This window comes from Bifidobacterium phasiani (genome assembly GCF_019331775.1).
Taxonomy (GTDB): domain Bacteria; phylum Actinomycetota; class Actinomycetes; order Actinomycetales; family Bifidobacteriaceae; genus Bifidobacterium; species Bifidobacterium phasiani.
Map to the genome: position 1 here is coordinate 20730 of NZ_JAHBBD010000027.1, position 11543 is coordinate 32272.

At 69.5% G+C, this 11543-nt stretch carries 7 protein-coding genes and 1 pseudogene; 1 reads left to right on the forward strand and 7 read right to left on the reverse strand.

Going from position 1 to position 11543, the window contains the following annotated elements; genetic code table 11:
- Window positions 1-156 precede the first annotated feature (156 nt).
- From KIH73_RS09510 to KIH73_RS09540, 7 genes and pseudogenes are all read right to left on the reverse strand, one after another.
- Window positions 157-378: a hypothetical protein gene (locus KIH73_RS09510; RefSeq protein WP_219082928.1), complete on the reverse strand. Its 222-nt coding sequence runs from the start codon at window positions 376-378 to the stop codon at window positions 157-159.
- Window positions 375-3995 (reverse strand): helicase, encoded by a 3621-nt coding sequence (locus KIH73_RS09515; protein ID WP_219082911.1) that lies wholly within the window; start codon window positions 3993-3995, stop codon window positions 375-377. Before KIH73_RS09515 ends, KIH73_RS09510 begins: the two co-directional genes overlap by 4 nt.
- 7 nt (window positions 3996-4002) lie before the next feature.
- The gene (locus tag KIH73_RS09520; protein ID WP_219082930.1) at window positions 4003-5550 is read right to left on the reverse strand and encodes a variant leucine-rich repeat-containing protein; all 1548 of its coding nucleotides are present in this window, start codon (window positions 5548-5550) and stop codon (window positions 4003-4005) included.
- 141 nt (window positions 5551-5691) lie between these two features.
- Window positions 5692-7044: pseudogene (locus KIH73_RS09525) on the reverse strand (MATE family efflux transporter); the annotation flags it as partial.
- 203 nt (window positions 7045-7247) lie between these two features.
- On the reverse strand, window positions 7248-7628 hold the full coding sequence (gene rplL, locus KIH73_RS09530; RefSeq protein ID WP_219082913.1) for a 50S ribosomal protein L7/L12: 381 nt from the start codon (window positions 7626-7628) through the stop codon (window positions 7248-7250).
- 111 nt (window positions 7629-7739) lie between these two features.
- The gene (gene rplJ, locus KIH73_RS09535) at window positions 7740-8261 is read right to left on the reverse strand and encodes a 50S ribosomal protein L10 (protein ID WP_219082915.1); all 522 of its coding nucleotides are present in this window, start codon (window positions 8259-8261) and stop codon (window positions 7740-7742) included.
- Window positions 8262-8521: 260 nt separating this feature from the next.
- On the reverse strand, window positions 8522-9907 hold the full coding sequence (locus KIH73_RS09540) for an NCS2 family permease (RefSeq protein WP_219082917.1): 1386 nt from the start codon (window positions 9905-9907) through the stop codon (window positions 8522-8524).
- 249 nt (window positions 9908-10156) lie between these two features.
- Here KIH73_RS09540 and KIH73_RS09545 point away from each other — a divergent pair, with 249 nt between their 5' ends.
- Entirely contained in the window at window positions 10157-11035 is an 879-nt protein-coding gene (locus KIH73_RS09545; protein ID WP_219082919.1) for an endonuclease domain-containing protein, read from the forward strand.
- Window positions 11036-11543 lie beyond the last annotated feature (508 nt).

The following is an 11543-nucleotide window of genomic DNA, read 5'->3' on the forward strand; positions in this document are numbered from 1 at the left end:
CCGCGCCGCCCCACGCACGCGCGGAGCACGCAAAGGCCCGCGGGGCGGCATCCGGACGGGGCGGAATCGGGTCGGGCGCGTGGGGCCCACAACAACAGGGCCGTGCGCCCGGATTGCCGGGATGCACGGCCCTTGAGAATCGGTCCGCCGGCGCGGCTAGCCGCGCGGTTCGTTGAAGACGGCCCAGTGCGGCGGCAGCTCGCCGAGGATGCGGCGGTCGTCGTCCGCCTCGCGCTGGCGCTCGGTCTGCATGTCGCCGGGCTCGAGTTTGACGCCGTCGGCGTCGAACAGCTCGGTGCCCTGCCGCACCACGCGCCTGTGGCGGCGCGGGGTGCGGCGCTCGGGCGAGTACCCCTCCGTGGGTTCGGTCTGGCTCATGACTTCTCCTGGTACATCTCGCTCAGGCGCGACAGGATGCGGTCGACTTCCTTCTCCGGGTTGACGAACGCGCCGACGCTCCACACGGTCATCACCGACCAGCCGAGCGTCTGCAGCTGCTGCATGAGCACGCGGTGGCGCTCGCGGGTGGACTGCATGCTCATGAACGTGGTGTCGTCGGTGAGCACGGCGAGCGCGAACGGCCGGTCGTTCAGCCCCACGGCCAGCGGGATGCGCAGGCCGCGGTCGAAGCCGTAGTTCACCGCCACGTTGAGCCCGCGGGCGCGGATGCGCTCGGCCAGGTCGTTGAACAGCACGTTGTCGCCGTGGTCGGCGGTTTCGGGGCGCACCGGCACGCCGTCCAGGGACTCCGCCCACTGCAGCATGACCTTGAGCATCTTCGGCCCGGACTGGTGCAGGCGGTCGTCCTCCAGGTCCTCGGAGCCGAAGGCCGAGACGATGTCCAGATGGCGGTCCGGCAGCGCGAGCGCGTCCAGCAGCATGCCGCGGCCGCCCTGCGAGCTCACCTCGCCGAACTGCTGCAGCAGCCGTCCGTGCGAGGTCTTCGCGAAGCTCAGCGACAGGATCGCGTCGGTGGCGTAGGCGCCGGCGACCTCGTCGATGTCCACCAGCCTGACGTGGCGCAGGAACCGGCCCATCGACTGGTTCTTCGTCGCCAGCGACTTGAGCTCGGCGCCCAGGCGCGTGCGGAACGAGCTGGTCAGCATCACGACGGTCAGCGTGTAGCCGGCCGGCACGATCGTGAAGCTCGCCGCGCGCTCGGTGATGATGCGCACCACCTCGTCGATCTCCTGCTGGCTGCTTTCCACCAGGCCGCTGGACATGACCGGCACGGCGTTGGCCTCGACGCGGTGGAAGCGCACCTCGCCCTGGACGCCGCCGAACGCGACGTCGTACGACATCGTGCCGTACCCCTCGGATTCGAGGAACGCGGTCAGCCGCGGCGCGCGGCGCGCGGGGCGCGGCTTGGTCTGCACGCACGGCAGCATGCCGATCAGGTCCTTGACCGCCTCGGAGGTCACGGTCTCGCGGTGCGCGAAGACGACGACCTGCCGGGCGCGCGAGAGGATCGAGAGCAGCTCGATCGGCGGGATGTGCGCGGCGGCGTCGATCAGCGCCACGTCGGCGAGCGGGGCCGGGTCGGTGACCGTGACCAGCGCGGCGGGCGTGGCCACGAGGATCGGCTTGGCGGCCGCGAGGATCTCGGGGTGGTCGTGGCGCAGGCGGCTCAGCGGCACGCGGGAGCGGCCGGCGAGCGTCGTGTGCAGCATGTTCGCCTCCTGCGTGCGGGCGAACAGCATGTCGCACAGCCGGCGCATCGACTCCTGCGCGACCATCGGGCCGATCGAGCGCACGTGCTCGACGTCGACCTGGGCGAAGCGCTCGGCCGCGGTCTGCATCGCCGAGCCGTCCTGGTTGGAGATGATCGCCGAGGAGCGCACGATGTCCTCGAACACGGTCGTCCACCACGCCAGCTGCAGCTCGCCGTCCACCGCGTCCACGTCGATCCGGCGGTTGTGCAGGTCGTCGACGAGCGGGGTCAGGCCGGCCTCCTGGAACTCGCGCTCCAGCCGGCAGCGCTCGGGCAGCGTGTCCAGCGCCAGGTGGTCGTCGTACAGCGCCTTGAGCCGCTCCTCGACCTGGTTGAGGTCGACGGCCTCCAGGTCGCCGCCCTGCGGGGTCGTGGCGAGCACGGCGTTGAGCGCGGTGAGGTTGCTTTCCAGCGCCTCCTGCGTCTCGACGATGTCGTCCAGGCGCGGGGGCAGCACCGGCCAGCCGCCGTGCGGCACGAACAGGTGCCACTGCTCGGCCTGGCGGGCCACCACCTTGAGCGCCTCGTGCAGGTCCTCGACCTGGGCGCCGACGCGCAGCAGGCTCCTGGCCTCCTTGATGTGGCGGCGGCGCTCCCAGAAGCCCATCGTGGTGCCCTCGGCCTTGCGCTGGGCCTTGGGCTTGCTCGCCTCGATCATCGAGGCGATGTCGCGTTCGAAGATCTCCGGCTGGAACACGTCGAGCACGCGGCGCAGGTTCTTGAGCACCGTGACCTGGCGCCCCCACTCCTGCGCGGTGTTCGGCACCGGGAACCCGCAGGTCTGCACGGTGCTCGTCACCTGCTCGCGGGTGGCGGGCAGCAGCTTGAGCAGCACGTCGACGACGCGCTGGTAGGCGGTCACCGCGTCGTCCTCGCTGGTCAGGCACGCGTGGTACCAGGCGGTGTCGTCGGGGCCGATCGTGTATTCGCCGAGCTCGCCGGCGCGGCGCAGCTTCCCGGACCACTCGTCCAGGTGGCCGTTGAGCGTCTTGGCGGCGTCGATGCTCAGGCGGATGCGGGTCGCCGGATGCGTCGGCAGCTCCGCGATGCTCGCCAGGTTCTGGATCGTCTGGTACGCCGACACCCCCCACTGCTCGCTCACGCCGTGCAGGTCGCCCAGGTACCGGGTCAGCCGCGAGCGCACGCCGACCAGCTCGTCGGACAGCTGGTCGAAGCGCGAGGTGGCCACGCCGGGCTGGAAGCCGACCGCGGCGATCAGCTGGCGGTCGATGTCGGCGTTCGCGGTGGGGCTGGAGACGTCCAGCATCAGCGAGCCCATCTCGTTGGCGTTGATCGCCTGCGTGAAGCGGCGCTTCTGGTCGGCCACGCACGGCACGTACAGCACCGAGCGGCCGTTCATCACGCAGCGCGAGGCGACGGCGGCGGCCTGGTCGGCGGTGTCGCACCCGGCGCCCGCGTCCACGAAGATCGAGTGGCCGGCGGCCGCGAGGTTCGCCGCGTGGCGCACGGTGTTGTCGACGTCGCCGACCTCGTACTCGGCGTGCGGGTCGCCGTCGAAGGGGCTGTACTCCGGCAGGTCCGCGCCTCGCAGCGCGGCGGCGGCCGCCTCGTCGCCGGCGAGCGCGTCCAGCAGGCCGTTGCCGGTGGAGCCCTGCTCCAGGCCGTCGACGATCCGCTGGCTTTCGACCAGCATCTGCGTCGCGGGGTCGGAGAAGCAGCCGAGGATGATGTGGCGCTCGATCGCGAAGTCCGGGAACGCCTCGGCGGCGCGGTCGGTGATCGCCGCGAACACGGCCGAGGTCTCGGGGGTGCCGCTGGCGTAGTGCGAGCCGTCGAACAGGTCGCGTTCGTCGAGCGTGACGTGCTCCTCGCGCAGGTGGGTCACGAACGCGCTGTTCAGCCGCACGCGCCCGGTGAAGCGGATGGTCGTGCCGTCGGGGTTGGCGTCGGAGGAGCGGACCACCTCGACCGGGTAGAGCAGCACGGGCATCTGGTTGCCCTTCCACGTCGCCACGCCCACGACCAGCGACAGCTCGGCCATGCCGCTGACGCGCCCCTTCGCCGCCTGGTCGTCGAGCACGCGCTCGACGCGGCGGCCGGCCGCGCGCAGCATGCCGTTGTCGCGGAACAGCGAGTCCAGCGGCGCCTGGCCGCTGGCGAACAGCTGCGCCAGACCCGACGGATGGGCGTGGGTCATGTCGAGCTGGGCCGCCAGCTGGGTGACGTCCTCCAGCGGGGACGGCGCCAGTGTCGTGCGGAACTGGTCGCGCCATTGGCGGATGCGGTCCAGCGCCCCGCCGACCTGCGATGTGGCTTCGCTCATGCCTCCCTCACTTCCCTACCGCTTTGCGGTACTCCTGGTAGCCCTCGTTGCGGGCGAGCGCGGCGTCGACGTCGCGGTCCCCCTGTGCCGCCAACCATTCGTACAGGTCATCGTACAACGAGGGGTTCATGGCCAGGAACGGCAGCAGCTGCGGATGGCGCGCCATCTCGTACTGCGCGCCGAAGTCCTCCGTGCGTTTCGCCTCGTCCGAGGTGTGGCCGCCGACCTCGACGGACGGCTCGGCCTTGGCGAACTCGCCCTTGGAGACGCGGTCGAACACCGAGCCCGGCTCGAACGCCGGCGTGTAGGCGGCCGACGGCTCCCCGCCTTCCTGCGGGCGGGCGTAGCGCGCGTGGTCGTCGTCCGGGGCGACGGTCCCGTCCATCGGCGCGAACACCAGCCCCGCATCGCCCGCGGGCTCCGAGGCCACGTCCTGCGGCGCGCCGGCGGCCGTCGAAGCGCCGTCCGACGCGGCTTCGGACTGCGCCGTCCGCGGTTGCCCCGGCTCGGCCTCCAGCCGTTCCGGCTCGGTCTGCGGCGTCTGCGGCTGTTCCGCGGACGCCGCGCCCCCGGCGGCCTCCGCCGGCTGCGCAGTCGCGGCGCCGTCCTGCCCGTCGGACCGGACGGATGCCGCCTGCGCCGCGTCGTCGGACGGCGTCTCCGACCGGGCCGACGCGGCCAGCGGCGATTCGGCGGCCGCGTCCACGGGATCGGGCCGCGCTTCCGGCGACCCGACGGACGGCATCGCGTCGCTCGACGGCGAGGACGGCTGCGCGGAGGGCAGCGACTCGTGCACCGCGGGGGTGTCCATCGTGGTCGTCACCAGCTCGGCGATGGGGATGTCCGGCGCGCCGGGTCCCGGACCGTCCGCCGGTCCGTCGGCGGGCTCCTGCGCAGGGGTCTCGGACCCGGCGCGCGCGTCGGCGAACAGGTCGCGCGAGGAGGCGTCGTCCGATTCAGCCGTGGGCATAACGTTGAGCGGCACCGACCCCTCGCCGAAGCCGTAGGGGCGGTACGAGCGCAGCTCGGCCATGTTCAGCTCGCCCGCGCGGTGCCTGACCTGGTCGGCGTCGAACATGCTCGTCGGCTCGCCGGCGCGCAGGTCGAGGATGTCGTCAACCGACATGTCGGCGGCGTCCGGCTCCTGCCGCCCGTCCGACAGGGCGTAGCCGAACAGGTCGGGGACGTGCAGCCCGCGCTCGTCGTTGCGCTCGACGCGGATGAAGTCCACCGGGACGTCGCCGAGCTGCAGGCGCATCGGCGAGGTCGGCAGCAGGAAGTCCGTGCCGCCCGGGATGCGCATCAGCTCGCCGTTCTCGCGCACCACGTAGGAGCCGTTCGTCGAGTCCAGGTCGCGCAGCGAGGCGGCGCCGTTGTCCGCGACGCTGAACACGGCATGGCGCTTGGACATCGAGCGGGTGGCGTCCTGCACCTCCAGCCGGCGGACGCCCTCGTCGACCAGCGGACGCAGCGGCTTGCGCCCGATCTGCACGCGCTCCCCCGGCTCCACATACCCGAGGTCGACGCCGTCGACCCTCACGATCCATTGCTGCACCACACGCTGACCGTCAATCACCGGCTGGCCTTCCTTTCACACGCCGTGCACTCACGCACTATGTGCCATTGTGTCATGTTTCCCCGAGAGATGGCGGATTATCGTACGGGGAATTGACAACTTCCGCCCATTGCCGGGGCCCAGTTCGGCGAGCACGCGACGCTGCAGGGGGATGGTCACGAGGAACGTGCACACGTCCGAGACCGACTGCGCCAACTGCACGCCGAGCAGCCCGATGAACCCGGGAAGCACCAGCACGATGGGGGCAAGGAACAGCCCCTGGCGACACAGCGCCAGAAACGAGGCCACGACGGTCTTGCCCATCGTCTGCTGCATCGAGTTGGAGATCATGTTGAACCCGGTGAACGCCACCGTGCAGCACTGGATGCGCAGCGCGAGCGTGCCGACCGCGACGACGTCGGGATCGGAGCGGAACACCTCGACGATGACGGGGGCGAGCGCGGCCACGCCCACGGCGATGCACAGCAGCACGGCCGTGGCCAGCCGCACGCAGAACCAGTATCCCTCCTTGACGCGGGCGAACAGCGCGGCGCCGTAGTTGTACCCGCACACCGGCTGGAAGCCCTGCCCCAGCCCGACCAGCACCGAGTTGACGGCCTGCATGACGCGCATCACGATCGCCATGCCGGCGATCGCCGCGTCGCCGAACGGGTTCGCGGCGATGTTCACGCAGGTCGTGGCCACCGATCCGGCGCTCTGGCGGATCAGCGAGGGCAGGCCGCCGCCGACGATCTCGCGGCACAGCAGCACGTCCGGGCGGCAGCGGCGCGGATCCAGCCGGACCACGCCGAACCTCACGCTCATCGTGACCAGGATCGCGAAGCTCACCGTCTGGCAGATCGCCGTGGCCAGCCCCGCGCCGAAGATGCCCAGGCCGAGCGCGAAGATGAAGACCGGGGCCAGCGCGAAGTTCAGCAGCGCGCCGGAGACCAGGCCGATCATGCCGAACGCCGACTGCCCCTGGTAGCGCAGCATGCCGTTCAGGGAGAACGAGCCGCACACCATCGGGGCGGCCACCAGGATGGGCGTGAGGTACGCCACCGCGTAGGGGGCGATCGTCGCGGTCGACCCCAGCGCCAGGACCAGCGGGCGCAGCGTCAGCAGCCCGAGCACGGCCACGGCCAGGCCGCAGGTCACCGACCCGCAGAAGCCGACCGCGAGCAGCCGGGCGGCGCGCTCGTTGTCGCGCTTGCCCAGCTCGCGGCTCATCGAGTTGCCGGTGCCGTTGCCGAAGAAGAAGCCGATGGCCTGCAGCACCGTCATGATCGAGAACGCGATGCCGATCGCGCCCGACTGCGCGGTGCCCAGGCGCCCGATGAAGTAGGTGTCGGTCAGGTTGTAGGCGGTCGTCACCAGGTTCGAGATCACCGCGGGCAGGCACAGCCTCAAGATCAGCGGGCGGACCGGCTGGCCGGTCATCTGACGGTACTTCTCTCCCGGGTCCACGGGATGCAAGCTGATGAGGTGCGCCATTGTTCCAGTCTATCCCCGCCCGGGCGCGCGGCCGCCGGGACCGGGGCGCGGACGGGAGCCGCGCGATGCGGGGGCGGAACGCGGGGCGACGACGCAAGACGACGCAAGGCAGTAACGTGGGACAAAAACGCGGGAACCCCGCCATGCGGATGCGCATGGCGGGGTTCCCGAAGCGTCGTGACGTGCGGCCGGAGCCGCGGCGATCACTTGAGCTCGACGGTGGCGCCGGCCTCTTCCAGCTGGGCCTTGGCCTTCTCGGCGTCGTCCTTCTTGGCCTTCTCCAGGACCGGCTTCGGAGCGCCGTCCACGAGGGCCTTGGCCTCGGCCAGGCCGAGGGAGGTGATGGCGCGCACGGCCTTGATGACCTGGATCTTCTTGTCGCCGACGGCGGAGAGGATGACGTCGAACTCGTCCTTCTCCTCCTCCTCGGCGGCGGCGGCCGGAGCGGCGGCGACGGCGACGGCGGCCGGAGCGGCGGCCTCGACGTCGAACTTCTCCTCGAAGGCCTTCACGAACTCGGAGAGCTCGACGAGGGTCATCTCACCGAAAGCTTCGAGCAGCTCTTCATTGGTGTACTTAGCCATTATGGCTTCCTTTCAATCTTGGCGGCGGTTGAAGTGGGGCCCGCCGGCCTATAAACCTTGTTGTTCTGTTATCGGTGGGTCGTACCGACCCGTGCGGCGAACCGCAGCGGCTCAGGCGGCCTTCTCCTGCTTTTCGCGCAGCGCATCGATCGTACGCACGGCCTTGGTCGGCAGGGCGTTGAACAGATACGCGGCCTTGGCCATCGTCGCCTTGACATCGCCGGCGAACTCGGCAAGCAGCTGCGGGCGGGACTTGAGATCCGCCAGCTTCTTGGCGCCCTCGGCATCGTAGACGGTGCCGTCGGCGGCGGCACCCTTGATGACCAGAGCCTTGTTGTCCTTGGCGAAGTCACGGATGACCTTCGCAGCCTCGATGAAGTCACCCTTCACGAAGGTGATGGCGGTCGGGCCGGCGAGAATCTCGTCGAGGCCCTCGATGCCTGCTTCCTTGGCGGCGATGCGAGCCAGCGTGTTCTTAGCCACGGTGTAGGAAGTATCGCGGCCTAGCTTTTCGCGCAGATCGGAGATCTGCGGAACGGTAAGCCCGCGGTACTCGGTCAGGTAGACCGCGTCAGCGTTACGGAACTGCTCCGTAAGCTGAGCGACCACCGCTTCCTTTTCGGGCCTCTTCATGGCGTTCCTTCCTAAGTCGGCCGTTGACTCCGGAACGCCCCGCCGGGCATGAAAAAAGCCCTGCGCGCAGGCAGAGCAACATACATCCGCAAGTTTCCTTGCACGGACCTTGCGGCCCTATATCTCTCAACCTGCGCTGGCTTGGCGAACCAAACTTCGGGAGCGCATGCACGCTCCAACCAACGGTCTGTGGTTTACAGATACGAAAAGATACACGCCCGGGGCGACGGCGCGCAACCCGGGCGTGTCGTGGGTGCGGGTCAGACCAGCACGGCCTGCAGCACGAAGTCGAGGATGAACAGCACGGCGACCGTCCAGATCACCGGGTGCACCTGCTTGGCCTTGCCCCTGCAGGTCATCACGATGCAGTAGGTGATGAAGCCGCCGGCGATGCCGTAGCTGATCGAGTAGGAGAAGGCCATGAACACGGCCGCGAAGAACGCCGGGATCGCCTCGGCGATGTCGCTCCAGTCGATCTCCTTGAGGCTGGAGGCCATCATGCAGCCGACGATCACGAGCACGCCGGCGGTCGCGGCGGACGGCACCGCGGAGATGACCGGCGACAGGAACGCGGAGACGGCGAAGCACAGCGCCACGACCACCGAGGTCAGGCCGGTGCGGCCGCCCGCGCCGATGCCGGCGGAGGACTCGACGTAGGTGGTGGTGTTCGAGGTGCCGCAGATGGCGCCGATCGAGGTGGCGATGGAGTCGGCGAACAGGGCCTTGTCCATCTTCGAGCTGAAGCCGTGGCCGGACTCCAGCGACCTCTCGTCCTCGTCGGAGAAGATGCCGGTGCGGCGGCCGGTGCCGATGAACGTGCCGATCGTGTCGAAGGTGTCGGACATCGAGAACGCGAAGATCGTCACCAGCACGAGCGGCAGGCGAGCCGGGTCGGAGAACAGCGCCGGGAAGCCCTCGGCGGTGAAGATCGCGCCGAAGGTCTGCGGCAGCTGGGCGAAGGTGTCGGCGATCGAGACGGAGTTGGCCATCGTGGTCTCGCCCAGCGGGATGCCGACGACGGTGGTGATGGCGATGGCCAGCAGCAGGCCGCCCTTGACCTTGAGCACGGTGAAGGCGATGGCCAGCACCAGGCCGATCAGGAACAGCCACAGCGTCGGATCGGCGAAGGAGGCCAGGCCCGGGGTGGCGCCGACCGCGGAGGTGGTCTCGGCGTCCGGGGTGAACACGATGAGGTCGACGTTCAGCATGCCGACGTAGGCCACGAACAGGCCGATGCCGCCGCCGATGGCGTGCTGCAGCATCGGCGGGATCGACTTGATGATCATCTTGCGGATCCTGGTGACGGTGATGATGATGTTGATGACGCCGCACAGGAACACCATGCACAGGGTCTCCTGCCAGGTGAATCCGAGGCCGAAGCACACGGTGTAGGTGAAGAACGCGTTCAGGCCCATGCCGGCGGCCTGCGCGTACGGGACGTTGGCGAACAGGCCCATGACCAGGGTGCCGATGATCGCCGCGATGATGGTGGCGAGGAACACGCCGCCCCACGGCATGCCGGTCTGGCTCAGGATCTGCGGGTTGACGACGATGATGTAGGCCATCGCGAAGAACGTCGTCAGGCCGGCGAGGACCTCCGTCGACACGGTCGTGCCGTTCTCCTTGAGATGGAAGAACTTCTCCATGACTCTCTGCTTCTCTCTACTTCCTTGGTTTGGCGGGCGGGCGCCCGTCCGCCGTGAGGTTACTGCGACTCGCCCGCGGGGCGGGCCCGCGGACGTGGTTCACCTTAGCATCGCGCGAGGTCATTGGGCGGCGGCCGTGAAGCGGGGGCGGATGTCCACAATCGGGCGCGATCGGCGCGGGTTGTACACAAATCCACATTTTTACCGGGTCCGCCGGCGCGCACGTCCGGCGACGGGTAAAGTCGAGCCATGAACGACACCGCCCCCATGGGAACCGCCCTGGTCGACCGCCGACGGCACGCCATCGCGGAATGCACCGCGCTGGCCCGGTCGGCCGGGCGGCCGTTGCTGTTCGGCATGACCACGGCGCTGGAGCTGCAGGCGATCCCCCTCCCGGAGGGCTGCGACCTCGATCCGTCGATGAAGCATGTGACGTCGGCCGACCGCAGGAGCCGGCTGCGCGGCCCCGGCATCCACTGCCACGTCTGGAAGCAGGCGGATACCGTGGCGCCGGTCAGGATCAACCCCGACGTCGCCGCCCTGGCACCGGTGCAGGCCTGGGCGCAGCTCGCCATGCACGTGCCGGCCTACGGGCTGATCGCGCTGGCCGACGCCATCGTGGCCACGCCTCCGGACCGCACGGACCAGCAGGAGGCGCTGTGCACGCTCCGGTCCTACGTGGAGCACGCACCGCGATTCATGGGCAAGGTCGCGTGCGCGGCGGCGCTGCCCCATGTGGCGACCGGCGTCGCGTCGCCGCAGGAGACCAAGACGCGGCTGACGCTGCTCGGGCACCAGGTGCCGTGCCCGGAGACGAACCACCAGGTCCCGGGGCTCGCATTCCGTTCCGGGGCCCCGGTGACGCTGGACATGGCGTGGCCGGAATGCCGTGTGGCCGTGGAATACGACGGCGACCAGCACCGCACCGACAGGGCGCAGTGGCGCCGCGACCAGGAGAAGCGCGAGATGCTGCGACGGCAGGGGTGGATCGTCATCTGCATCAACGCGGACAATCTCGCCACCAGGCACAGTCGCGCCGAGTTCGCGTTCGCCGTGGCCCGGGAGCTGCTGGCGAGGGGCGCGAAGTTCGTGTTCGCCGCGCAGGCTGACGGTCGGTTCGGGTTGTGAGCGGTTCGGGGTGCGGGCCGGCGATTGGGGCGCGGACGGACGATTGGGGCGCGGACGGGGTGGGACGTAGGCGCCGCACGCCTCCAAACGTTATGCCCTGAGTGTCGCGATCCCCGCCCGGGTCGTCGAGCACATTGTGCACATCCAGCGCGCGCCGAGCATCGCGATTCCCGATACCGCGATTCCCGACACTGCGGCCCCGGCATCGTCTCCACAGAACACGATGCCCGTCGCGGTACGGTACAGCAGCCTACCGGCGCCCGTTTGAGGATTCCGTACCACGGTACGGTACGGTGCATAATCAAGAATGGCGGAATTCCAAGGGTCCGGATTCCGTACCGTACCACGGTACGGTACGGTGCAGCCTAAGACCAACAAGAGGGATTTGTAATGTCTTGGGGCATGGTTGTCGGGTGTCTTGGGGCATGGTTTACTTCTGTCCTGGGTCATGGTTGACGGTTGGGGTGGGGGATGATGGGTTGGTAGTTGCGGGTGGGGTCGAGTGGCT

Coding starts and splice junctions, on each gene's coding strand:
- KIH73_RS09510 (WP_219082928.1), bottom strand. CDS start 378: ATGAGCCAGACCGAACCCACGGAGGGGTACTCGCCCGAGCGCCGCACC.
- KIH73_RS09515 (WP_219082911.1), bottom strand. CDS start 3,995: ATGAGCGAAGCCACATCGCAGGTCGGCGGGGCGCTGGACCGCATCCGC.
- rplL (WP_219082913.1), bottom strand. CDS start 7,628: ATGGCTAAGTACACCAATGAAGAGCTGCTCGAAGCTTTCGGTGAGATG.
- rplJ (WP_219082915.1), bottom strand. CDS start 8,261: ATGAAGAGGCCCGAAAAGGAAGCGGTGGTCGCTCAGCTTACGGAGCAG.
- KIH73_RS09540 (WP_219082917.1), bottom strand. CDS start 9,907: ATGGAGAAGTTCTTCCATCTCAAGGAGAACGGCACGACCGTGTCGACG.
- KIH73_RS09545 (WP_219082919.1), top strand. CDS start 10,157: ATGAACGACACCGCCCCCATGGGAACCGCCCTGGTCGACCGCCGACGG.